Source organism: Massilia agri, from assembly GCF_024753255.1.
Taxonomy (GTDB): Bacteria; Pseudomonadota; Gammaproteobacteria; order Burkholderiales; family Burkholderiaceae_D; genus Telluria; species Telluria agri.
On record NZ_JANUHA010000006.1, the window covers coordinates 151,866 to 174,949 of the forward strand.

The 23,084-nt window shown below is 67.4% G+C and carries 22 protein-coding genes; 15 read left to right on the forward strand and 7 right to left on the reverse strand.

Annotation, left to right across the window (positions count from 1 at the left end; all coding sequences use genetic code 11):
- Nucleotides 1-111: 111 nt before the first annotated feature.
- The 6 genes from egtD to NX780_RS25315 all read left to right on the forward strand — a co-directional run bounded on the left by egtD (nucleotide 112) and on the right by NX780_RS25315 (nucleotide 4,869).
- Nucleotides 112-1,071: an L-histidine N(alpha)-methyltransferase gene (gene egtD / locus NX780_RS11020; protein ID WP_258827912.1), complete on the forward strand. Its 960-nt coding sequence runs from the start codon at nucleotides 112-114 to the stop codon at nucleotides 1,069-1,071.
- Complete coding sequence (egtB, locus tag NX780_RS11025; protein ID WP_258828030.1) at nucleotides 1,071-2,297, forward strand: ergothioneine biosynthesis protein EgtB; 1,227 nt, start codon at nucleotides 1,071-1,073, stop codon at nucleotides 2,295-2,297. Before egtD ends, egtB begins: the two co-directional genes overlap by 1 nt.
- Before the next feature lie 29 nt (nucleotides 2,298-2,326).
- Nucleotides 2,327-3,229, forward strand: a complete 903-nt coding sequence (locus tag NX780_RS11030) for a YihY/virulence factor BrkB family protein (RefSeq protein ID WP_307732765.1) — start codon at nucleotides 2,327-2,329, stop codon at nucleotides 3,227-3,229.
- Nucleotides 3,230-3,327: 98 nt separating this feature from the next.
- A complete protein-coding gene (locus tag NX780_RS11035) occupies nucleotides 3,328-3,498 on the forward strand; it encodes a hypothetical protein (protein WP_258827914.1) in 171 nt (56 codons plus the stop codon).
- Nucleotides 3,499-3,672: 174 nt separating this feature from the next.
- Entirely contained in the window at nucleotides 3,673-4,314 is a 642-nt protein-coding gene (locus tag NX780_RS11040; protein WP_258827915.1) for a glycosyltransferase family protein, read from the forward strand.
- Between the two features lie 36 nt (nucleotides 4,315-4,350).
- The gene (locus tag NX780_RS25315) at nucleotides 4,351-4,869 is read left to right on the forward strand and encodes a glycosyltransferase (RefSeq protein WP_258827916.1); all 519 of its coding nucleotides are present in this window, start codon (nucleotides 4,351-4,353) and stop codon (nucleotides 4,867-4,869) included.
- Here NX780_RS25315 and selD read toward each other — a convergent pair.
- Together selD and senB are read right to left on the reverse strand one after the other, a co-directional pair.
- Complete coding sequence (gene selD / locus NX780_RS11050; protein WP_258827917.1) at nucleotides 4,856-5,911, reverse strand: selenide, water dikinase SelD; 1,056 nt, start codon at nucleotides 5,909-5,911, stop codon at nucleotides 4,856-4,858. The two genes, NX780_RS25315 and selD, sit on opposite strands and share 14 nt — an antisense overlap.
- A complete protein-coding gene (gene senB / locus NX780_RS11055) occupies nucleotides 5,908-6,912 on the reverse strand; it encodes a selenoneine biosynthesis selenosugar synthase SenB (protein ID WP_258827918.1) in 1,005 nt (334 codons plus the stop codon). Before senB ends, selD begins: the two co-directional genes overlap by 4 nt.
- Nucleotides 6,913-6,996: 84 nt before the next feature.
- On the opposite strand from senB, the gene NX780_RS11060 reads away from it, so the two are divergent.
- Complete coding sequence (locus NX780_RS11060; protein WP_258827919.1) at nucleotides 6,997-7,272, forward strand: hypothetical protein; 276 nt, start codon at nucleotides 6,997-6,999, stop codon at nucleotides 7,270-7,272.
- 70 nt (nucleotides 7,273-7,342) lie between these two features.
- Here the strand turns inward: NX780_RS11060 and NX780_RS11065 are convergent, their stop codons facing one another.
- Both NX780_RS11065 and NX780_RS11070 read right to left on the reverse strand, forming a co-directional pair.
- On the reverse strand, nucleotides 7,343-9,007 hold the full coding sequence (locus tag NX780_RS11065; RefSeq protein WP_258827920.1) for a DEAD/DEAH box helicase: 1,665 nt from the start codon (nucleotides 9,005-9,007) through the stop codon (nucleotides 7,343-7,345).
- Nucleotides 9,008-9,407: 400 nt separating this feature from the next.
- A complete protein-coding gene (locus NX780_RS11070) occupies nucleotides 9,408-10,727 on the reverse strand; it encodes a transglycosylase SLT domain-containing protein (protein WP_370663598.1) in 1,320 nt (439 codons plus the stop codon).
- 329 nt (nucleotides 10,728-11,056) lie between these two features.
- Between NX780_RS11070 and NX780_RS11075 the strand changes: the two genes are divergently transcribed.
- Entirely contained in the window at nucleotides 11,057-11,626 is a 570-nt protein-coding gene (locus tag NX780_RS11075; protein WP_258827921.1) for a DUF1415 domain-containing protein, read from the forward strand.
- On the forward strand, nucleotides 11,607-11,843 hold the full coding sequence (locus NX780_RS11080; protein ID WP_258827922.1) for a DUF1289 domain-containing protein: 237 nt from the start codon (nucleotides 11,607-11,609) through the stop codon (nucleotides 11,841-11,843). The genes NX780_RS11075 and NX780_RS11080 overlap by 20 nt, the downstream gene beginning before the upstream one ends.
- Before the next feature lie 157 nt (nucleotides 11,844-12,000).
- On the opposite strand, the gene NX780_RS11085 is transcribed toward NX780_RS11080, so the two are convergent.
- The gene (locus NX780_RS11085) at nucleotides 12,001-12,507 is read right to left on the reverse strand and encodes a DUF1993 domain-containing protein (RefSeq protein WP_258827923.1); all 507 of its coding nucleotides are present in this window, start codon (nucleotides 12,505-12,507) and stop codon (nucleotides 12,001-12,003) included.
- Between the two features lie 188 nt (nucleotides 12,508-12,695).
- On the opposite strand from NX780_RS11085, the gene NX780_RS11090 reads away from it, so the two are divergent.
- Nucleotides 12,696-15,878 (forward strand): bifunctional diguanylate cyclase/phosphodiesterase, encoded by a 3,183-nt coding sequence (locus NX780_RS11090; protein WP_258827924.1) that lies wholly within the window; start codon nucleotides 12,696-12,698, stop codon nucleotides 15,876-15,878.
- Nucleotides 15,835-18,168 carry a xanthine dehydrogenase family protein molybdopterin-binding subunit gene (locus NX780_RS11095; protein ID WP_258827925.1) on the forward strand — a complete coding sequence of 778 codons (2,334 nt, stop codon included), beginning with the start codon at nucleotides 15,835-15,837 and terminating at the stop codon, nucleotides 18,166-18,168. Before NX780_RS11090 ends, NX780_RS11095 begins: the two co-directional genes overlap by 44 nt.
- Here the strand turns inward: NX780_RS11095 and NX780_RS11100 are convergent.
- Nucleotides 18,154-18,573 carry a thioredoxin family protein gene (locus NX780_RS11100; protein WP_258827926.1) on the reverse strand — a complete coding sequence of 140 codons (420 nt, stop codon included), beginning with the start codon at nucleotides 18,571-18,573 and terminating at the stop codon, nucleotides 18,154-18,156. The genes NX780_RS11095 and NX780_RS11100 overlap by 15 nt on opposite strands.
- Nucleotides 18,574-18,657: 84 nt before the next feature.
- Between NX780_RS11100 and tsaB the strand changes: the two genes are divergently transcribed.
- From tsaB to NX780_RS11120, 4 genes are read left to right on the forward strand one after another with little or no spacing between them, the layout of a single operon-like run.
- A complete protein-coding gene (gene tsaB, locus NX780_RS11105) occupies nucleotides 18,658-19,374 on the forward strand; it encodes a tRNA (adenosine(37)-N6)-threonylcarbamoyltransferase complex dimerization subunit type 1 TsaB (RefSeq protein WP_258827927.1) in 717 nt (238 codons plus the stop codon).
- Entirely contained in the window at nucleotides 19,371-19,841 is a 471-nt protein-coding gene (gene rimI, locus NX780_RS11110) for a ribosomal protein S18-alanine N-acetyltransferase (protein WP_258827928.1), read from the forward strand. The genes tsaB and rimI overlap by 4 nt, the downstream gene beginning before the upstream one ends.
- On the forward strand, nucleotides 19,838-20,683 hold the full coding sequence (locus tag NX780_RS11115) for a uracil-DNA glycosylase (protein ID WP_258827929.1): 846 nt from the start codon (nucleotides 19,838-19,840) through the stop codon (nucleotides 20,681-20,683). The genes rimI and NX780_RS11115 overlap by 4 nt, the downstream gene beginning before the upstream one ends.
- Nucleotides 20,667-21,623 carry a DUF1853 family protein gene (locus NX780_RS11120; RefSeq protein ID WP_258827930.1) on the forward strand — a complete coding sequence of 319 codons (957 nt, stop codon included), beginning with the start codon at nucleotides 20,667-20,669 and terminating at the stop codon, nucleotides 21,621-21,623. The genes NX780_RS11115 and NX780_RS11120 overlap by 17 nt, the downstream gene beginning before the upstream one ends.
- A gap of 138 nt (nucleotides 21,624-21,761) precedes the next feature.
- On the opposite strand, the gene lplT is transcribed toward NX780_RS11120, so the two are convergent.
- A complete protein-coding gene (lplT, locus tag NX780_RS11125) occupies nucleotides 21,762-23,012 on the reverse strand; it encodes a lysophospholipid transporter LplT (RefSeq protein ID WP_258827931.1) in 1,251 nt (416 codons plus the stop codon).
- Nucleotides 23,013-23,084 lie beyond the last annotated feature (72 nt).

Genomic DNA, 23,084 nt, shown 5'->3' on the forward strand with positions numbered 1-23,084 from the left:
GGAACAGCGCGGCAGCGAATCCGCTATCATGGCAAAAACTGCAACTTCGATTTTCGACTAACCTTATGCCATGGCGCATGGTGCGGCATGGCGGCACGAATGATAACGCTTATGGACATCTCCTGCACGCAAGAACGCCCCCGCGCCGCCAATGCCCACGTGGCGGACGAGCTGCACGCGGGCCTGGCGGCCCCCGAGGCCTGGATCTCGCCCAAGTTCCTCTACGATGCGCTCGGTTCGAAACTCTTCGAAGCCATCTGCGAACTGCCTGAGTACTATCCGACCCGCACCGAGGCGGCCATCTTCGCGCGCCATGGCGCCGAGATCGCCCGGTCGGCCGGGCTTGGGACCACCCTGGTCGACCTCGGCGCCGGCAACTGCGCCAAGGCCGCCTCGCTGTTCCCGCTGCTCCAGCCCGCCCAGTACGTGGCGGTCGATATCTCGGCAGAGTTCCTGTGCGACGCCCTGGTGCGCCTGCGCCAGCGCTTCCCGAACATCGCGATGGAAGGGCTGGGGATGGATTTCTCGAACCGCTTCGAGCTGCCGCCGCAGGTACGCGCCGAACGCCGCCTGTTCTTCTATCCGGGTTCCTCGATCGGCAACTTCACGCCCGAGGAAGCCCAGGGTTTCCTGCGCCGCCTTCGCCTGCAATGCGGGCCGGACGGCGGCGTCCTGATCGGCATCGATCTCGCCAAGGACAAGGCCACGCTCGACGCCGCCTATGACGACGCCCTCGGCGTCACCGCCGCCTTCAACCTCAACGTGCTGCGCCATGTGAACCACCTGGTCGGCGCCGACTTCGACATCCGCGCCTGGCGCCACCACGGCTTCTATCATGCCGCGCGCGGCCGGGTCGAGATGCACCTCGAGGCGGTGCGCCGGCAGGAAGTCCGCTGGAAGGGCGGCGCGCGCGTGTTCGAAGCGGGCGACTGCATCCATACCGAGAACAGCTACAAGTACCAGCAGGCCGACGCGATCGCGCTGCTGGAGCGTTCCGGCTTCGAGGCGACCCGCGTGTGGACCGATCCGCAACGCTGGTTCGCGGTGATCCACGCTCAAGCGATTGCATGATGGGCGTCGGGCAGCGCGAAGACCTCATCCACGCCTACCAGAGGGTGCGCGCGCGGTCGCTCGCGATCGCCGAGCCGCTGTCGCCCGAGGACTGCCTGGCGCAGTCGATGCCGGACGCCAGCCCCGTCAAGTGGCACCTGGCGCACACGACCTGGTTCTTCGAGACCTTCATCCTGGAGCCGCACGAAGAGGGCTTCGCGCCCTTCCATCCGGCCTTCCGGGTGCTGTTCAACTCCTACTACAACGGCGTGGGCGCCAAGCATCCGCGTCCGCAGCGCGGCCTGCTCACGCGGCCCTCGCTCGCCGAAGTGCGGGCCTACCGCCTGGATGTCGACCGCCGCATGGCGCGGCTGCTCTCCAGTCCCAAGGACCCTGGCGTCGCCGCAGTGGTCGAGCTGGGCCTGCAGCACGAGCAGCAGCACCAGGAGCTGATGCTCACCGACCTCAAGCACCTGCTGGCGCAGAATCCCCTGTATCCGGCCTATGCGCCGCAGGCGATGCCGATTGGTGCGCCGCCCGGCCCGATCGACTGGATCGATTTCGACGGCGGGCTGGCCGAGATCGGCCATGGCGGCCGCGGCTTCTGCTTCGACAATGAGCTGCCGCGCCACCGCACCTATGTCGCGCCATTTGCGCTGGCCTCGCGCCTCGTCACCAACGGCGAGTACCGCGACTTCATCGAGGCCGGGGGCTACCGCGACCCGTCGCTGTGGCTGGCCGAGGGCTGGGACAAGGTCTGCGCCGGCGAGATCGCGCACCCGCTGTACTGGGTCGATGGAGGCGACGAGGGCTGGCGGGAATTCACGCTGCACGGCCTGCAGGCGCTCGACCCGGCCCGGCCCGTGACCCATCTTTCGCTGTACGAAGCCGACGCCTATGCGCGCTGGCGCGGCGCGCGCCTGCCGACCGAGGCGGAGTGGGAGTTCGCCGCACGGCAGTCGCTGCTCTCCAATGGCGCCCTGCACCCCGAAGCGGCCAGCGGCGAGGGCCTGCAGCAGATGTTCGGCGCCTGCTGGCAGTGGACTTCCAGCTCCTATGCGCCGTACCCCGGCTATGCGCCGGCCGCCGGGGCGATCGGCGAATACAACGGCAAGTTCATGGTCAACCAGTACGTGCTGCGCGGCTCCTCCTGCGCCACGCCCGAAGGCCATGCGCGCGCCAGTTATCGCAACTTCTTCCCGGCCGGGGCGCGCTGGCAGTTCACCGGGATCAGGCTGGCGCGATGAACCGGCGCCGCAGCTGGCGCGAACGACTCATGGATCAGCGCGCCAACGTCTGGATCCTCTCGCACCCGCTGGCCTTCCTGCTGCGCGTGGTGAAGGGCTTCCGCGCCAACCAGGGCCTGCTGCTGGCCGGCGCCGTCGCCTACTACGCGCTGCTCTCGATCGTGCCCTTCCTGATGCTGGTCGTGGTGGCGCTGTCGCATTTCCTCGACCAGGCCGAGCTGCTCGAAACCCTGGAGCGCTACCTGGGCCTGCTGGTGCCGGGCCAGTCGCGGCCCATCGTCGCCGAGGTCGCCCACTTCCTCGAGAACCGCGAACTGATCACCTGGGTGCTGGGCGTGACCATGCTGTTCTTCAGTTCCTTCGCCTTCACCGTGCTGGAGAACGCGATGAGCGTGATCTTCAAGCACCGCGTCGAGATCCGGCGCCGCCATTTCCTCGTGTCGGCCGTGCTCCCTTACTGCTACATCCTGGCGCTGGGCTTCGGCGTCATGATCGTGACCCTGGTGGCGGGCACGCTGGAAGTAATGGGCGAGGAGAGCGTCTGGCTGTTCGGCTACCAGTGGTCGCTGAATGGCGTGTCGGGCGTGCTGCTCTACCTGCTCGGCCTGCTCGGCGAAATCCTGGTGCTGACCTCGATCTATCTCGTGATGCCGGTCGGCCGGCTCTCCTTGTGGCACGCCACGATCGGCGGGGTGACGGCGGCGCTGCTGTGGGAGATCGCGCGCCACGTGCTGGTCTGGTACTTCTCGACCCTGTCGCAGGTGAACGTCGTGTACGGCTCGATGACCACCGCCATCGTCGTCATGTTCAGCCTGGAAATCGCCGCCACCTTGCTGCTGCTCGGCGCCCAGGTGATCGCCGAGTACGAACGGGTGGGCCAGGGCCAGGAAGACACGGCCCCGGCGCCTTTGCGGACCGGGCCGCCGACCTGAGCATTGCGCTTGGTCAATTTCCCCAAATCTAGGAGTGGCAGAGTAGCGACTTGCGCCAGATTAAAAGTGTGCGCATATCCATCATTCAAGGAGATGCCATGAGCCAGACGCTCGCCTTCTTCCTGCCCCTGCCGGTCGCCATCGCGCTGGCCGTGTTCCTGGTGGTGCTGTTTGCGCTCGCGGCGGTGGCGCTGTCGCTGCGCACACCCGCGCCGTTGCGCGCGCCGGTCCGGCGGGATTCCGCGGAACGGACGCGCCCCCGCTCCTAGCCGGAACCCATACACCTCGGTGTCAGGTCTGACATTCGGACACGACCTCGTCTGTACGTGGTCATAACAGCAGAGCTCGTGTCTAAATGTCAGACCTGACACCGAAGGAAGTGGGGGAGGGCGACGACTAGCCGATTGGGGGGCGGAGCCGGGGCTTCGGCTACACTGCCGGGCATGGCTCATTTCTACCTTTGCTGGGAACTCGGCGCGGGCTTCGGTCATGCCGCCCGCCTGAAGTCGATCGCGCTGCCCCTGCGGGCGCGTGGGCACCGCGTCAGCTTCGTCCTGCGCGACCTGGTGCAGCCGCGCCGCTTGCTGCAAGGGTGCGGCGGCGACATGCTGCAGGCGCCGGTCTGGCTGCACCGGACCGCAGGGCTGCCGCAGGTCCAGGCCAGCCTGGCCGAGATCCTGCTCGCGGTCGGCTATCTCGATGCCGATGCGCTGGCCGGGCTGTGCGAGGGCTGGCGCGGGCTGTTCCGGCAGGGCCGGCCCGACCTCGTGATCGCCGACTATGCACCTACCGCGCTGCTCGCGGCGCGCAGCCTGGGTGTGCGGAGCGCCGCCGTCGGTACGGGCTTCCAGCTGCCGCCGCCCGCACAGCCGCTGCCGCCCCTGTTGCTGGGTGAAGTGGAGCCGCCGTCCGCCTCACGCCTGCGCACGACCGAAGCGCGCGTGCTGGAGAGCGCCAACCGGGTGCTGGCCATGCATGGCGCGCCGCCGCTGGCGCATGCCTGCGAACTGCTGCGCGGCGACGAAGCGCTGCTGTGCACCTGGCCGGAGCTCGACCACTACGGCCGCGAAGATGGCGGACCCTGACTCGGCCCCAACCCGGCGCCGCCAGCAGGCGGCGAGGTGGCGTGGCCCGACGGTAGCGGTCCCCGCGTGTTCGCCTATCTGCGCGCTTCGCAAGCGGGTTCGCGCGAGGCATTGGCGGCGCTGCTGCGCCGGGGTTGCCGGGTGCTGTGCTACATGCCGGAAGTCGCCAGCGGGGCGCAAGCGCCGATCACGAATCCGCTGCTGCGCTTCGCGCGGGCGCCTGTCTCGATGCCGGCGGCCCTGGCCACGTGCGAGCTGGTGGTCTGCCATGCCGGCGAGGCGACCACGGCGCAGGCCCTGCTGGCGGGACGGCCCTTGCTGATGCTGCCGGTGTCGGCGGAGAGCTACCTGATGGCGCGCCGGGTGGCGGAGATTGGGGCGGGGATCAATGCATCGGGGCCGCAGGATTGGGATGGCTTCGTGCGCGATCTTCTGCAGGCGCCCGGCTACCGCGACGCGGCAGGCGCCTTTGCGCGGCGCCATGCCGGCTTCGACGCGGCGCGCCGGGCCGAGGCGCTGGCGGACCGCTTCGAAGAGATGGTCAGGCGACGCTGACGCGCGGCGCGCCGTCAGCCATACGGCCGATGACGGCGGCATCAAGGAAACCTTCGCGCGCGAACAGGGCCAGCACCTCGTCGACGCTGGCCGGATCGCAGGAGACCAGCAGGCCGCCCGAGGTCTGCGGGTCGGTCAGCAGGGCGCGCTGGGCCGGGGTGATGGCGTCACCCAGTTCCACGTCCTTGCCGTAGGCGTCCCAGTTGCGGCTTGATGCGCCGGTGAAGAAGCCATCCTGCGCCAGTTGCAGCACGCCGGGCAGCAGCGGGACCATGTCCATGTCGAGCTGCGCCGACAGTCGCGCGCCGCGCGCCAGTTCCAGCAGGTGGCCGAGCAGGCCGAAGCCGGTCACGTCGGTCAGCGCATGCACGCCCGGCATGTCGGCCAGCAGGCGGCCCGGCTTGTTGAGCTTCGTGGTATTGGCGATCATCGCCGCGTAGCCCTCGGGGCCGAGCGCATCCTTCTTCAGCGCCGCCGACAGCACGCCGACGCCCAGCGGTTTGCCCAGCACCAGCACGTCGCCCGCCTTTGCGTCCGCATTGCGCTTGACCTTGGACGGATGCACCAGGCCCATCACCACCAGGCCGTAGATCGGCTCGACCGAGTCGATGGTGTGGCCGCCGGCGATCGGGATGCCGGCTTCGGCGCAGACCGATTCGCCGCCACGGATGATCTGGCCGATGGTCTCCAGCGGCAGCTTATTCACCGGCATGCCGACCAGGGCCAGCGCCATGATCGGCGTGCCGCCCATCGCGTACACGTCCGAGATCGCATTGGTCGCGGCGATGCGGCCGAAGTCGAAGGGATCGTCGACGATCGGCATGAAGAAGTCGGTGGTGGCGATCAGGGCCTGCTCGTCGTTGAGCTTGTAGACGGCGGCGTCGTCGGCGGTCTCGATGCCGACCATGAGCTCCTTCGGCACCGGGAAGCCGGTCGATTTATTGAGGATCTCGGCCAGCACGCCCGGCGCGATCTTGCAGCCGCAGCCGCCGCCGTGCGAGAAGGAGGTCAGTTTGATGGGTTGGTCTGGCAGGGTGCTCATGGTGCTCCTAGCGATCTATCGTATTGGTTGGGCGCGCCGGGCGCGGCAAAGAGGAGATTATCCACCAACTTGCATACCGCCGCTTGCTCCGCGGCTGGGGCGAAGAGAAGTGCGCGGGCCGCGCACTGGCCGCGCAGGAGGGTGTCGAAATGCGGGTCCGTGATGCTGCGGTCGATCAGGCGCGCCAGCGCGGCCGCGTCGCCTGCAGGGAAGTAGCCGGCGTAGTCCTCGCCCAGCATGCCGCGGTTGCCGTCGATATCGGATGCGAGCACCGGCACGCCGCTGGTCACCGCCTCGATGATGACGTTGGCGCCGCCTTCCATTTTCGAGGTGATCGCCATCGCATGGCAGCGCTTCAGGCGCTGGCGCGCGGCCGCGTGGGGCAGGGCGCCGAGCCAGTGGTAGCGCGGACTTTCGGCCTGCGCCGCCGCCTCGCCCAGGGCCGGGTCGAGCGCGCCGCCGATGTGCAGGAGGCGTGCGCCGGGCGCCGTCACCAGACCGGCTGCGCGGATGAAGGTCAGCGGATCTTTTTCCTCGCGCAGGTGGCCGACCATGCAGATGTCGCGATGGCGTGCATTTGGGCTGCGTGCGTGAGGACGCAGGCTGGGCGCGGACTGGTAGATCACGTGCGCCCTGGACCGCAGATCGTTCGGCAGCAGGGCCAGGCCGGCAGGCTGCAGCAGCACGAGGGCGTGGGCGCGATGCAGGGAGGCCCGGGCGTTCGCGTCAATCGCGATGTCGCGATACAGGTCGGTCCCGGTCAGCACCAGCACGGACGGGCGATCCGGATGACGCGCCGTGAAGGCAGCCAGTGCCGCGGCCGAGCGCCGCGCATGCAGGGCGACCAGCAGGTCGGGCGCAGGGTCTTGCTCGGACCAATCGCGTGCGACCTCGACCTGGCAGTGCCCGCGCAGGAAGCGCGCCCAACGGCTCGCGGTCTGCCAGTTGCCGTTATTATCCCGCGCAGCGGCGGGGCTGATGATGAGGATACGCCTGCGCACTCTTGGAACCTGGGTCAACGTGGACCACAATTATATGCCGGGTCGTGATATCGTCATTCCTTAAAAAAACACGGAGAAGTGACGATGACGCTGAGGGACTGCCTGGGACTGCTCCTGTTCGCGGCCGGCGTGGTGTCGGGAATGCTGGCCTATAGCCTACGCGACTTGCTCCTTGGGGTGTGCGCGGCCGCCCTCATGACCCTGGGACTGGGCCTCGTCCATTGGCGAAAACGCGAGCGCGAGTGCGTGGATCTCGCATACGACGAATTGGGCGGGCCGCGGCCCTGGCGGCTCTGGCCGCGCCGCGAGACAGACGGCGTAGGCGATGACCCCGGCCTGGACGGCTGCGACGGCGACTGATGGGCGGTCGCGTCGAGCGCAAACAAAAATGGCTGCCAGAGGCAGCCATTCTTCATTCAGCGCTCAGCGATCAGAAATCGCCAAAGCTGCGGCGGGTACTATCCGCCGAGCGCGGGTGCGCCGGCTTGCTGTAGCCACCTTCACGGCGGGCGCCTTCTGGGCGATTGCCGCGGTAGCCGCCTTCACGCGGAGCGCTGCCCGGCGCGCCTTGCGGCGCAGCGTCACGGCGGTAGCCGCCTTCGCGCTGCGGACGGTCGCCATAGCCACCTTCACGCGGTCCGGCGTCCCGGCGGAAGCCACCTTCGCGCTGCGGGCGATCGCCGAAGCTGCTGCCTTCGCGCGAGGTCCGGCTATCCGGACCACGGTCGGCGTAACGGCTTTCGCTTTGCGGACGCGCATAGCCGCCTTCACGCGGGGCACGATCGCCGTAGGACGGCTTGGCGAAGCTGCGCTGACCTGGCTTGCCGGCACTGCGGCCGTCGCCCGGCTTCCAGCCCGGACGCGAGGCCGAGCGGGCCGGGGCGGCGCGCTTCGGCTCGAAACCTTCCACCACGCCGACCGGGATCGACTGTTTGGTGAAGCGTTCGATGCGGCGCACGTTCATGTTCTCGGCGTGGTTCACCAGCGAGATCGCGATGCCGTTGCGGCCGGCGCGGCCGGTACGGCCGATACGGTGCACGTAGTCCTCCGGGAACTTCGGCAGGTCGTAGTTCACCACGTGGGTGATGTTCGGCACGTCGATGCCGCGGGCGGCGACGTCGGTCGCCACCAGCACGCGCACCTGGCCGCGGCGCAGGCTGTCCAGGGTGCGGTTGCGCGCGCCCTGGTGCATGTCGCCGTGCAGGGCGGCGGCCGCGAAGCCGGCGATGTTCAGGCGGTCGGCGATCATGTCGGCGTCGCGCTTGGTCGCGGTGAACACCACGGCCTGGTCGAGGCTCTCGTCACGCAGCAGGTGGTCGAGCAGGCGGTTCTTGTGCGACAGGTCGTCGACAAAGTGCACCTTCTGCACGATATTCTCGTGGCGGTTGGTGGCGCTGGCGATCTGGATCACCATCGGATCCTTGGTGATGCGGCGCGCCATATTGCCGACCACGCCGTCGAGCGTTGCCGAGAACAGCATAGTCTGGCGGGTGTCCGGGGTCGCTTCGACGATCTTCTCGATGTCTTCGATGAAACCCATGTCGAGCATGCGGTCGGCTTCGTCCAGCACCAGGATCTCGAGCTGCGAGAAATTGATCTTGCCCGACTCCATGTGGTCGATCAGGCGGCCCGGGGTCGCCACCAGGATTTCCGGATTCTTCGACAGCAGCTGCATCTGCTTCGGATAGGGCATGCCGCCCAGGATCGACACGGCGCGGATGCGGCGCATGTCAGAAGTGTATTGTTCGGTCGCGGTGGTGACCTGCAGGGCCAGCTCGCGGGTCGGGGTCAGGACCAGCATCTTCGGCTGGGCCGGGGTAAAGCGGACGCGTTCGCCACGGGCGCGCGCCGACTGCGCCTGCTGTGCGGGCGTACGGGCGGCTTGCGGGCTTGGCTCCATATTGGCCAGCTTGTGCAGGGCCGGCAGCATGAATGCCGCGGTCTTGCCCGAACCGGTCTGCGACGACACCAGCAGGTCGCGGCCAGCGATGCCGGCAGGGATGGCCTGCTCCTGCACCGGGGTCGGCTTGGTGTAGCCGGCGGTGGCGACTGCCTTGACGAGCGACGCGTGTAAACCTAGTGCTTCAAAACTCATGTGTACTTTTACTTTCGGAATAAATCATGATCGCGCGTCGTCACATGACGGGCGCAGAATAGCAACGCGAACCAACGACTACGAAATGACTCAGTAATGAAAGAAATTTCGGCACAAAAGCTTTGCGCCGGGACGGTGTCTTGATGCTGACACGCAGGGCGGGAGGGCTTTTTAATGAAGGGCGATCGATTGTCGCCAAGGCTTGCGATGCTGCTGTTGTACTGCTCGGTACTACCTGTTGAACTGCTGCGTCCGGTCTGTTTGGACGCTCTTTTGCAGCGCACAAACGACATCATACATCAGTTCAGAAAAGTCTGCACGCGTCTGCACGGGCGTGCGGACGCGTCAGTAAGGTGCTTAAGCCGGGCGTAAGGTGAAACTGAGGCGGCTTGCGGGAAGATTAACGCTGCTTGCGCTTGGAGGAAGTATTGCGCGCGATGCGGTTTTTGGCGCCGGTGCGGGCCTTGGCCTTGTAGCGCGAACCGCTGGAGGCCTTGACCTTCTTGGCGCTGCGTTCGGCTTCGAACGCCACCACCGCGTTCTCGATGATGTTTTCGGCGATGTCGCCGGCGTTCGAGGCGGAGACCTTCGGCACCAGGATGGTCGAACCGGCCTTGACGGTCGACTTGGCCGGGATGTTGTTGGCCTGGCGAATCACTTCCGGGGTGGTGCCGAACTTCGAGGCCAGGGCCGCGATCGAGACGCGCGCGCCGGTGATCTTGTGGGTGGTCCAGGTCGACAGTTCGCGGCCCCACTGGGCCAGGTTCAGGTGGAACTTCTCGGCGTTTTCCTTCGGCAGCAGGATCTTGGTCTTCCCGCCGCCGGTGATGACCGGCTTCTTGAACTGCGGGTTCAGGGCCTTGAATTCGTCGAGCGGCATCTCGGCCAGCTGGGCGGCGACGGCGACGTCGATGTCGCTGGTCTTGTCGATCGCGGTGAAGTAGGGCTGGTTGTCGATCGCCGGCAGGATCACGTTGTACTGCTGCGGGTTGGCGACGATGTTCTTGACGGCCTGCAGCTTCGGCACGTAGTTGCGGGTCTCGGCAGGCATCAGCTCGGCCAGGCTCTCGAAATCGGTGCCCTTGCCCAGCGCCTGGTTCTTCTTGATGATGCGCTGGACATTGCCTTCACCCCAGTTGTACGCCGCCAGGGCCAGCTGCCAGTCGCCGAACATCGTGTACAGGCGCTGCAGGTAGGACAGGGCCGCATCGGTCGAGGCCAGCACGCCGCGGCGCTCGTCCTTGAACATGTTCTGCTTGAGGTCGTAGTCCTTGCCGGTGCCCGGCACGAACTGCCAGAGGCCGGCCGCGTTGGCGGTGGACAGGGCTTGCGGGTTGAAGGCCGATTCGATCACCGGCAGCAGGGCCAGTTCGGTCGGCATGCCGCGCTTTTCCAGTTCCTGCACGATGTGGAAGAGGTAGGGCGAGGCGCGGCCCGAGATGCGCTTCAGGCTGTCGGGACGGGCGCTGTAGGCCTGGGTATGACGGCTGACCAGATTGTTGTTGACGTCCGGAATAGCGTAGCCGCTGCGGATACGACCCCACACATCGGTTTCCTTGTACTCGTCCACCTTGATCGCGTTCGCCGCCAGGGGCAGGGCGGAACGGGTGATCGGTGCGGCGGCGAGGGAGGCCGGATTGTCCATGGCTTGCGCCAGGGGGGAGGTGGCCAGGAGGGCCAGCGCGGCAGTCGCGAGGGTGCTTCGGATCATGTCGTGCATCGCTTTCCGTTGTTGCGTTCAGGAACGAACGTACTGGTCAAGGGGCCCAGTGTACGTAGACATGCTTGAGTCAGTCAAGAAATATGTCCCCAACGTTACAAATTTCCTGTCGAGCTTCATTTGCGTAAATTGACATCATGAAAACACGAGATGACGCCAGATGGCTGCAAGATCGGTGAAGATATTGCTCAGGCTCGGCAGTGGAAACCCTGGCGCCCGACAGCTCGGTCTCATGCGTAAACTAGTCCCGGCTGGCTGTAAATCTATGAGGCGACGCAAAGTGTGCGTACAATCCGGCTCCTGTCTTTCTTGCTTCTGTAGGTTTCAACATGCGCACCGCAAACCCGAACGCCGACGACGAGGCCATCGTCGCCGCGACCCGCCGCTGGCTGGAAAAGGTCGTCATCGGCCTGAACCTCTGCCCCTTTGCCAAATCGGTCTACGTGAAGGAGCAGGTGCGCTATGTCGTGTCGTCCGCGACGACGCCCGAAGCCCTGCTCGAGCAGCTCATGGACGAGCTGCAGCACCTGTCGGACACCCCGGCCGAACAGACCGACACGACCCTGCTGATCCACCCCTTCGTGCTGCAGGATTTCGAAGACTACAACGAGTTCCTCGACGTCGCCGACGCGGCGGTCGAGGACATGCAGCTGGACGGCGAACTGCAGGTGGCGAGTTTCCACCCGGACTACCAGTTCGCCGATACCGACCCGAACGACATCTCGAACTACACCAACCGCGCGCCGTATCCGATCCTGCACCTGCTGCGCGAGGACAGCATCGACCGCGCGGTCGAGGCCTTCCCGGAAGCGGAAGAGATCTTCGAGAAGAATATCGACACCATGGAAAAGCTCGGCCATGAAGGCTGGGACAAGCTCGATGTCGGCCCCGCACGCTGACCAGGCCGGCGCGCCGGTGGAGCGCCCTGACGAGGCGCTCCCGCAGCGCCCCGACACGCCCTGTGTCGCCGTCTGCTCGACCACCTTCGACGAGGTCTGCCGCGGCTGCGGGCGCACCTATGTCGAGGTGGCCAACTGGGTGGCAATGAGCGCCGAGGAAAAAGAGAAGGTGTGGGTGCGGATTCTGGCGCAGGGCTATCCGCGCCGGAATACCTGACGTCGCGCCTCGGGTTTGGTAGGGTGGACGGGGTAATTCCGGGCAATGCACGGAATTACGAACGTCCGCGCGTTCAACCAGCTTGAGAATGGACGATGTGCGTCAATTCACCATATAGTTGAACGCGCGGACGGCGAAGCCGTCCACCCTACGAAACTCAAAGGCCCAGGAAGTCCCGCTTGCCAATCGGCACGCCGTTATGGCGCAGGATCGCGTATGCGGTCGTCACGTGGAAGAAGAAATTCGGCAGCACGAAGCCGGTGAGGTAGGGCTCGCCGCTGTCGAAACGGCGCGCCCGTTCGCCGGCGCCGTGGGTGATCGCGCGCTCTTGCGCGCCCTCGAACACGTCCTGCGGCAGCGACTCGATGAAGCCTAGGGTCTTGCTGATGCGCTGCTGGAGTTCGGCAAAGGTCTGCTCGTTGTCCTCATAGCGCGGCACCTCGACGGCGGCCAGGCGGGCGCTGGCGCCCTTGGCGAAGTCGGTGGCGATCTGCACCTGTTTAATCAAGGGGAACATGTCCGGGAACAGGCGCGCCTGCAGCAGGGCGCCAGCATCGTACTTGCTGGCCTGGGCGTGGGCTTCGGCTTTTTCCAGCACGTCGGCGAGTGCGCCCAGCATCTGGCGGAACACCGGCACCGAGGCGGAATACATGGACAGGCTCATCGTGTCTCCTCAAAAATAAATTAAATCATAGCAAGTCTTGTCGCGTGCCGCCGACACTCTCAGGCGTGCATACGCAGTGCGGCGTTCAATTTGATGACGCGTGGCAATCTAACATGCATAATCGGACAAATTCCTTGCTATAAATAAATGAAGGCGCTTGCCCCGACGAGGGGCGCAACCGATTGCCGATGTCGCTGTCACGTTCCCACTTTCGCGGATTCCCGTCCAGACTGCGCAAGCTGTACGGGCGCTCGATTTATGGCGCCTTGCTGCTGGTCGTGTTCGGCGGATTGGCGGCGCCTGCCTTGCTCGGCGGCTTCTTCCTGATCGGAGTCCAGGAACGCGAGGCGACGGAGCGCGCCCTGCACGATGCGCTGCGCCGCAATGCCGACATCCTCGCGCTCGGCATGCAGCAGCCATTATGGGACATGAATCCGGAGGCCGCCCGTTCCCTGGTCGAGTCGTTTGTCCGCGACCCGGCCATCGTGCACGTCGAGGTGCGCGGCCTGGAGAATGCCGAGCTGATCAAGCAGCGTGTGGCCGTTCCGCTGGGCGCCAGGGTCTACCGCGCCGAGCGTGACGTCCTCATGCGCGGCCAGAGGATCGGCCGCGTGGCCATCGAGATGGCCGACCACCTTGCCCAGCAGGAGCTGGCAACGAAACGCCGCAACTACGCCCTGGTGCTGGCGATCCAGCTGGCGGTCTCGCTGCTGCTGATCGCGCTGCTGCTCAAGCGCCGCCTGCTGTCGCCGCTGCTGACGCTCACCGGCTTTTCCGACCGCCTGGCGCGCGGCGACTTCGACACCCCCTTGCACCTCGCCGGCGGCGATGAGCTGGGGCGCCTTGGCGGCCAGATGGAGCGCATGCGCATGGCGATCGGCCAGCTGTTCGCCGACATCGGGCGGCGCGAGGAACAGTTCCGCACCATCGTCACCCAGGTGCCGGGCGCCGTGTTCCGGGCCCGCCCCGGGGGACCGATCGACTTCGTCAGCGACGCCATCGAGGGCATCTCCGGCTATCCGGCCGAACGCTTCATGCTGGCCACCACCGACGACTGGGCCAACATCATCCACCCGGAAGACCGGCGCATGCAGCGCCGCGTCACGCGCGAGGCCCTGATGGCCGGCAGTCCCTACGAGGTCGAATACCGCATCGTCGACGCCGGCGGCATCGAGCGCTGGGTGCTCGAGAGCGGTCAGCCGCAGGGCCTGTGGGGCGAGGACAACTTCCGCATCGACGGCATCATCTACGACATCAGCGAGCGCAAGCACGACGAGATGCGCATCGAGGCCCTGCTCACCGAGCAGGGCGCGATCCTGGACAACGTGATGTTCGGCGTGCTGTTCGTGCGCCAGCGCCGCATCGTCTCGGCGAACCGCCGCGGCGAGGCCCTGTTCGGTTACGGGGAGGGCGAGATGGTCGGCAAGTCGACCGAGATCCTGTTCCCGGGCCGCGCCGAATTCGAGCGCCTGTGGCTGGAAAAATACCCGCGCATCGCGCACGGCCCGGACACCGGCGAGGAACTGCAGTTCCGGCGCCGTGACGGTTCCATCTTCTGGCTGCTGGTGAGCGGCTGCGCGCTCGACCCTGCCAGGCCGAACGAGGGCAGCATCTGGGTGTTCGCCGACATCACCGAGCGCAAGCAGGCCGAGGAAAAGCTGCGCCTGGCGGCCACGGTGCTGGAACACATCGCGGACGGCGTCATGGTGCTGGACGCCTACGGGCGCATCATCGCGACCAACCCGGCCTTCACCCAGATCACCGGCTATACCGAGAACGAGGCGCTGGGCCGGCATTCCAGCCTGACGCGCGTAACGGGCGGCGCGCGGCACCACGACGACCTGTTCTACCAGCAGCTGTGGACGGATCTTGCCGACACCGGCTTCTGGCGCGGCGAGATCCGCAACACCCGCAAGAACGGCGAGGTGTATCTCGAATGGCTCACCGTCTCGACGGTGCGCGACGACGAGGACCAGGTCACCCACTATGTCTGCGTGTTCAGCGACATCACCAAGGTCAAGGAATCGCAGGACAAGCTCGACCACCTGGCCCACCACGACCCGCTCACCGCGCTGCCCAACCGCCTGCTGTTCCACGACCGCCTGCAGCACGCCATGGTGCGCGCGGCGCGCGAGCAGGAACAGCTGGCCGTGCTCTTCATCGACCTGGACCGCTTCAAGAACGTCAACGACACCCTCGGCCACCATGTCGGCGACGAACTGCTCAAGCAGGTGGCGGGCGCATTGGGCGGCTGCCTGCGCGAGGGCGACACCCTGGCGCGCCTGGGCGGCGACGAATTCATCGTGCTGCTGGAAGACGTCGACGGCGCCTTTGGCGCGGGCCACGTCGCCGGCAAGCTGGTGAACCTGTTCGAACAACCTTTCACCGTCTCGGGCTACGAGCTGTTCGTCACCGCCAGCGTCGGCATCAGCCTGTTCCCGCAGGACGCCGAGGACGTGCACATGGTGGTGCGTAACGCCGACGTGGCGATGTACCAGGCCAAGGCGCGCGGCCGCAACGGCTACCAGTTCTATTCTCCCTCGATGAGCGGCGAGGGGCTGGAGCGCCTGCGCCTGGAAGCCCTCCTGCGGCGCGCGGTCGAGAAGCAGGAGATCTTTCTCCATTATCAGCCGCAGGTGGAGATCGATACCGGCCGCCTGGTCGGCGTCGAAGCCCTGGTGCGCTGGCAGAATCCGGAACTGGGCCTGGTGGCCCCGAGCCGCTTCATTCCCGTGGCCGAGGACATGGGCTTCATCAAGCCGCTGGGCCAATGGGTGCTGGCCGAGGCCTGCCGCCAGATGGTAAGCTGGGACAAGGCCGGGCTCGCCGTGCCCAAGATCGCGGTGAACCTCTCGGTGCGCCAGTTCGAGCGCGGCAGCATCGCGGAACAGGTATCCGGCGTCCTGCGCGAGGCCGGACTGGGGCCGGGCAGGCTGCAGCTGGAAGTGACCGAGTCGGTCATCATGCATGCCGGCGACGCCCTGCAGCTGGTGAACGACCTCGATGCCATCGGCGTGGGCCTGGCGATCGACGACTTCGGCACGGGTTACTCGTCGCTGGCCTACCTGAAGCAGCTGCCGGTGCAGACCCTCAAGATCGACCGCAGCTTCATCAAGGACATCTCGACCGATGCGAACGACGAAGCGATCGCGGTGGCGATCATCCAGCTCGGCAAGAGCCTGAACCTGTCGGTGATCGCGGAAGGCGTCGAGAACGAGGAGCAGGCCGCCTTCCTGCTGCGCCACGGCTGCCGGCACGCCCAGGGCTACCTGTACAGCCGCCCCGTGGGGCCGGACGACATACTGACACGATGGAGACGAGAAGCGGATGAAGCGTGCAGCACCGAACGAGACGCAGCAAGCGAAGCCTGAGGAAGGCCTCGGCCTCAAGGGACGCACGCGCCGCAAGTACCTGGTAGGCGGCCTGCTGGGCGGCGCCGCCCTGCTGGTCGGCTGGGGCGTGCAGCCGCCGCGCCAGCGCCTGCACACGGGCGAACCGCTGCCGGTCGCGAAGGGCACGGTCGCGCTGAACGGCTGGGTCGCCGTCAAGCAGGACGGCACCGTCTCGGTGGTCGTGCCGCGCAGCGAAATGGGGCAGGGCGTGCACACGGCCCTCCTGACCCTGGTGGCCGAGGAACTCGACGTGGCCCTCGAGTCCGTGCGCGTGGCGCAGGCGCCGATCGACCCGATCTTCGCCAACCTGACCGTGCTGCGCGAGAACCTGCCGTTCCACCCCGACGACACCGGACAGCTGCGCCAGGGCGCGCAGTGGATGATGGCCAAGCTGGGACGGGAACTGGGCATCATGTTCACGGGCGGCTCGACCAGCGTCAAGGATGCCTGGACGCCGATGCGCGAAGCGGGCGCGGTCGCGCGCGCCATGCTGCTCAAGGCCGCGGCCGAACAGTGGAAGGCGCCGGTGGCGAAGCTGCGCACCGAGGACGGCTTCGTGCTGCATCCGGACGGCCGCCGGCTCGGCTATGGCGCGCTGGCGCTTGACGCCGCACGGGTGGGCGAGGGAATCGACGGCACGGATGTGCGCCTGAAGGAGCCGCGCGACTTCCGCCTGATCGGCAAGCCGCTGCGACGCGTGGACAGCCACGTCAAGTCCACTGGCGCCGCGCGTTTCGGCATCGATGCGCGTCCTCCCGGCATGGTCTATGCGGCGGTCAAGATGGCGCCGATGGTGGGCGCCACGCTGGCTGCTTTCGATGCGAGCGCGGTGCGCCGGATGGCGGGCGTGCAGGCGGTGGTGCCGGTGCCGGGCACGCCCGGGGACCTCACCGGCGCGGGCGCCGGCGTGGCGGTCGTGGCCGGCAGCTGGTGGCAGGCGCGCCAGGCGGCGAATGCCTTGCCCGTCACGTGGAACGAGGGCGCACATGCGCGCCTGTCCACCGAAACCCTGTTCGAGTCGTTCGCGCGGGCGCTCGACGAGGAGGGCGGCTTTGCCTACCATGAGGCCGGCAGCCAGGATGTGACTGGCGCCGCGGTGACCGTGTCGGCCGAGTACCGTGCGCCCTATCTCGCGCACGCGGCCATGGAGCCGATCAACTGCACCGCCCAGGTCGTGGACGGCAAGGTGCGCCTGTGGGTCTCGACCCAGGTGCCGAGCGTGGCGGTGGACGTGGCCGCGCGCGTGGCGGGCGTGGCGCGCGAGGACGTGGCCATCGAGGTGATGCTGCTGGGCGGCGGCTTCGGCCGGCGCCTGGAGGCGGACATGGTGGCGCAGGCCGTCACGGTCGCAATAAGCCTGCAGGGCAAGCCGGTGCAGCTGATCTGGAGCCGCGAAGACGACACCACCCACGACGTCTACCGACCCGCCGCGCTGGCGCGCTACAAGGCCCATCTCGATGCGAAGGGGAATATCCTGGCCTGGGACGCGCGCTCGGCCGGCGGCGCCATCGGCCACCAGTACTTCCCGCGCAACCTCGGCCTGCCGGGCCTGGGGCCGGACAAGACCACGGCCGAAGGCGCCTACGACATGCAGTACGGGATCGCGAACCAGTGCATCGCCCACGTGATCGTGGACAGCCCGGTGCCGCTCGGCTACTGGCGCTCGGTCGGGCATTCGCACAATGCCTTCTTCAAGGAGACCTTCGTGGAAGAGCTGGCCCATGCGGCCGGGCGCGACAGCGTCGAATTCCGGCGCTCCCTGCTGCAGGAGCATCCACGCGCGCTGGCCGTGCTGGACGCGGCGGTGGCGCGCGCCGGCCAGCCGGAAGAGGGGCGCGCGCATGGCGTGGCGCTGCACCGCTCCTTCGGGACCACGGTGGCCCAGGTGGCCGAGGTCTCGGTGCGGGAGGGGACCATTCGCGTGCACCGCGTGGTGTGTGCGATCGATTGCGGCCTGGTGGTGAACCCGAACATCGTGGCCCAGCAGGTGGAGTCGGGCGTGGTCTATGGCTTGTCGGCCGCGCTGCATGGCGAAATCACGCTCAAGGACGGGAAGGTCGAGCAGTCGAACTTCGGCGACTATTCGGTGCTGCGCATGAGCGAGGCACCCGAAGTCGAGACTATCATCATGCCGAGCAGCGCACATCCGGAAGGCGTGGGCGAACCGGCCGTGCCGCCGGTCGCGCCGGCGGTGGCGGCGGCGGTGTTCAGACTCACCGGGCAGCGGCTGCGCAGCCTGCCACTGCGGCTGAGCTCAAGCAGCCAGTAATTCGCGCAGGTTGCAGTCGCGCTGCCAGCCGCGTCGCTCCTCGCTGGACGCGGCCAGGCGCGCCAGTTCCTCGGGCGACTGCTCGGCCTGGGCCTGCACCAGGCGGTCGGCCACGCCGCCGTCCGGCACCATGGTGCCGAAGAAGGCGACCGTGTCGCCGCGCTGGACCAGCAAGGTGGGGAAATTCTCGACGTCGAGGTCGCCGACCAGGTCGGCCTGGTCTTCGATGTCGATCCACACGAAGGTCTTGTCCGGGTGGCGCGTGGCCAGTTCCTCGAAGGTGGCGCGGTAGGACGAGCAGGTGCCGCACCAGGCGGCGCACAGGCAGGCCACCGTCAGGGCGTCGCCGGAAATGGCGGCCAAAATGGCTTCGCGGGTGCTGGAATCCAGGGTCAGGCTTTGCATGAGGCGAATTCTACCGCGTGTTGGGCCCGTGTGCGGCACCGCGCCGCCGTGGCCGCCCGCTGGCCGAGCGGGTAAAATAGTCGCATGCCTAAGATTCTTGCCATTGAAACCTCGTCCGAGCTCGCCTCCTGCGCGCTGCTGGCCGGGGACACCGTCTTCCAGCGTTCCACATCCGGCGTGCGCACCCATTCGCAATCGATCCTGCCGATGGTGCAGGAACTGCTGGGCGAGGCCGGCATGCTACTTTCCGACTGCGACGCGATCGCCTTCGGCGCCGGCCCCGGTTCCTTCACCGGCGTGCGCACGGCCTGCGGCGTGGCCCAGGGCCTGGCCTTCGGCGCCAAACTGCCGGTGCTGCCGCTGGTGACCCTGGCGGCGATGGCGGAAAGTTGCCGCGCCCGCACCGGCGCCGTGGAGGTAGTGACGGTGCTGGACGCGCGCATGAACGAGGTCTACTGGGCGCAGTACCGCTATGACGCGGCCGCCGGCGCCTGGAGCGAGGTCGTCGCCCCGACCCTGGCCGCGCCCGACGCCGTGGCGCCGGTGGCGCGCGAGGGCCTGGCGGCCTGCGGCAACGGCTTCTCCGCCTATCCCGAGGCCTTCGCGGGCAAGGACTTCGCTCAGGGGGCGCTGGACGACATCCTGCCGCATGCGCGCGAGATGGCGGTGCTGGCCGCTCCCGCCTTCGCGCTGGGGAAGGCCGTACCCGCGGCCCAGGCCCAGCCGCTCTACCTGCGCAACAAGGTGGCCTACACCAGCGCCGAGCGCCAGGCGATCAACGCTGCGAAGGCCGGGACATGACGGTGCTGGAGTCGGCGACAGGGCTGCGCTTCGCGCCCATGCAGGCGTCCGACGTGGACGAGGTGTATGCGCTCGAGTGCAGCGTGTTTCCCCACCCCTGGAGCCGCGCGAACTTCACGGAATCGCTGGCCAGCGGCTACGACGCCTGGACCGTGCGCGATGCCGACGGCGCCTTGGCCGGCTACTATCTCCTGATGTACGCGGTGGACGAGGCGCACCTGCTGGACGTGGCGGTGTGCGCCGCCCGCCAGCGCCAGGGCCTGGGACGCCATCTGCTCGACTGCATCGGCGCGCGCGCCCGCGGGCAGGGCATGCTGTCGGTGCTGCTGGAAGTGCGCCCCTCGAACGAACGCGCGCTGGCGGTCTACCGCCGCTACGGCTACCGGGAAATCGGCCGCCGCAAGGGTTATTATCCGGCGCACGCCGGGCAGCGCGAGGATGCCATCGTGATGAGGATCGATCTGTGAACCGCCTGAGCGACCGCGACGCGGCCTTCCTGGCCGAGATGGGAATCGGGCCCCTGTGGCAGCTGCGTGCGGCGCCGCAGGCCGAACCCGAGGTGGTAGAGGAGCCGGTTGTGCCGGCCGAGCCGGCAGCGCCCGCGCCTTCCTTGGCGCCGCCGCCGATGCCGCGCCAGGTGGCCGAGCCGGCCGCGAAGCCCGCCTGGACGCCTCCCGTGCAGGAGGACAGCGCCTGGGGCGTGGAGGCCGAACCGGAGCGGGTCGACGTCTCGACCCTGGACTGGGCCGGCCTGCGCCAGGCCGTCGCCGCTTGCCGGCATTGCAGCGCCTGCAGCGCGGGCCGCAAGCCGGTGCTCGGCGCCGGCGCGCGCCAGGCCCGCTGGCTGGTCGCCGCCGGCACCGCCAGCGCGATCGATGAGAAGGCCGGTCAGCCGATGACGGGCGATCCCGGCAAGCTGCTCGACAATATGCTGGCCGCGGTCGGCCTCTCGCGCGAGCGCGATGTGTACGTGACCAGCCTGGTGAAATGCCGTCCCGCGAACGCGAGCGGCGGCGACCGCGCGCCCACCCCGGAAGAAGCGGCGGCCTGCCGTCCCTTCCTGGAACGCGAACGCGAGCTCACTGGCGCCGGCCTGGTGCTGACCCTGGGCCAGGTGGCCGCCAACGGCCTGCTCGGCAAGCCGTTGTCCGAGCCGCTCGCCGGTTCGCGCGGGGCCGTGCATGCCTTGAACGAGGTGCCGATGGTCGCCACCCTGCATCCGGGCGAGCTGCTGCGCCGCCCCGGCGACAAGGCGCTGGCATGGGCCGACCTGTGCCGGGCAAAGACAGCCGATGGAAGCGCCGGCTGAGAGCTACCAGCAACGCTTCCACCGCCGCTGGGGCCACCTGCGGCGCGCCCGGGTACGGGCGCTGGCCTGGCTGCTCGATGCGCCGGACCTGCTGGACGCGAGCGATCCCGTCTGGGCCGGGCGCATCGCCACCCTGGGACCGGTGACGCCGGAAACGGCAGCATGGCTGAATCGCCTCGACGCCGATCCCGCGCCGCTCGACGAAGCGCTCGGCGCCAAGGTCCACACGCGCCTCGGCCTGTATGCCGAAAAGCTGATGGCCTTCTATTTCGCGCAGCAGGGCCGCCTGGTGGCCCATGGCCTGCAAGTGCGCGCCAGCCCCAACGACACCGTCGGCGAATTCGACTTCCTGCTGGAGGATGGGCCGGATGCGGTCGAGCACGTCGAGTTCGCGACCAAGTTCTATCTGCTGGACGGGGAGGGCGGGCAGCAGTTCGATGCACTGGTCGGCCCGAACCTGGCCGACAGCCTCGGCATCAAGATGCGCAAGGTCTTCGAGCGCCAGCTCTCGCTGGGCGGGCATCCGGCCGCCCAGGCCCTCCTGCCGCGCCCCGTCTCGAAGGCGAAGGCGCTGGTGAAAGGCTGGCTGTTCTACCCATCGGGCAGCTGGCCCGGGATGCGCGGCATCGCCGCCGGCCATTGCCGCGGCTTCTGGTGCGCGCTCGACGAGATCGACACGCTGGCCGGGGATGAATTCCTGATGCTGCCGCGCCTGCAGTGGCTCGCGCCCTTCAAGGCGCAGTCGGCGACCTGGATGATGAGCCGCGCCCAGCTGCATGCGGAATTGTCCGCGCAATTCGAGACTTCGTCGACGCCGGTGCTGGTGTCGAGCGTGCGCTACCAGCCCGGGAAGATCGAGGAGATCGAGCGCGGCTTCATCGTGCCGAACGACTGGCGCGAACGCGCCGCGGCAAGAAGGATGGTGAAGGCGGTTTCGTAGGGTGGGCGGGTTTCCCGCCCGCGCGTTCAAAATGCCGATGCGTAGATGCGGGCGTGATTTGAACGCGCGGTCGGCGAAGCCGACCACCCTACGATATAGAAAATATTAAATTTCCGGTCCTGTGATACGTAAAACGTATCAATGCTTGTGCTCGCCAATCAGCGCCAGCGAGTCGTGCTCGCGCTGGTTGGCGGCGTGGCGGCGGCCGATGAAGAACATGATGCCCGCCACCGACATGCCGAACAGGACGATGATGATGTCCAGGTCCAGGTTCAGGGTGATCATGATGGCGTACAGCGCCAGCATGGTCAGGATCGACAGGTTCTCGTTGAAGTTCTGCACCGCGATCGAGTGGCCGGCGCTCATCAGGACGTGGCCGCGGTGCTGCAGCAGCGCATTCATCGGCACCACGAAGAAGCCCGACAGGAAGCCGATCAGGGCCAGCAGCGGGTAGGCCAGGTTCACCGAGGTCACGAAGACCATGCTGCAGACCACGAGGCCCATGATGATCCCGAGCGGGATCACGGTCAGCGACTTGCGCAGCGGGATCATGCGCGCCGCCATGGCCGCGCCCAGCGCCACGCCGATGGCGACCACGCCGATCAGGTTGGTCGCCTTGTCGAGCGGCATGTGCAGCGAGCGCTCGGCCCACTTCAGCACGATGAACTGCAAGGTTGCGCCGGCGCCCCAGAACAGGGTGGTGACGGCCAGCGAGATCTGGCCCAGCTTGTCGCGCCACAGGGTGGCCGAGCAGTTGGCGAAATCGGCGATCAGCTTGGCCGGGTTGCGCTCCTGGTGCTCGTAGCGCGCGCCGGTGTCGGGGATGCGCAGGTTGAAGAGGGCGGCCAGGATGTAGACGCCGACCACCACCGCCATCGCGGCTTCCGCGCCGGTCTCGATGCCGGGCATGCCCAGGCCGAGGAGGAAACTGGATCCGCGCTCGCTTACCAAGGTGCCGCCGGCGACGGTGCCGAGGATGATCGACATGACGGTCAGGCCCTCGATCCAGCCATTGGCGGGAACGAGTTTTTCGGGCGGGAGGAGTTCGGTCAGGATGCCGTACTTGGCGGGCGAATACACGGCCGCGCCAAAACCCACGACGGCATAGGCCAGCAGCGGATGCACGGTCAGGAACATCAGCGCGCAGCCGGAAATCTTGATCAGGTTCGCGATGAACATCACGCGGCCCTTGGGCAGCGAGTCCGCGAAGGCGCCGACGAAGGCGGCCAGCAGCACATAGAAGAGCACGAATGACAGCTTCAGCAGGGGTGTCAGCGAAGCCGGGGCGTTCATCGACGTCAGCAGACTGATCGCAACAAACAGGAGCGCATTGTCTGCCAGCGACGAGAAGAACTGCGCCGCCATGATGGTATAAAAACCACGGTTCATTCGAAAAGAGTAAAAACTGGTCCGAGTTGCTTTATACCATGAATGGTCCCCGCGCAAAAAGAAAAGGAGTCT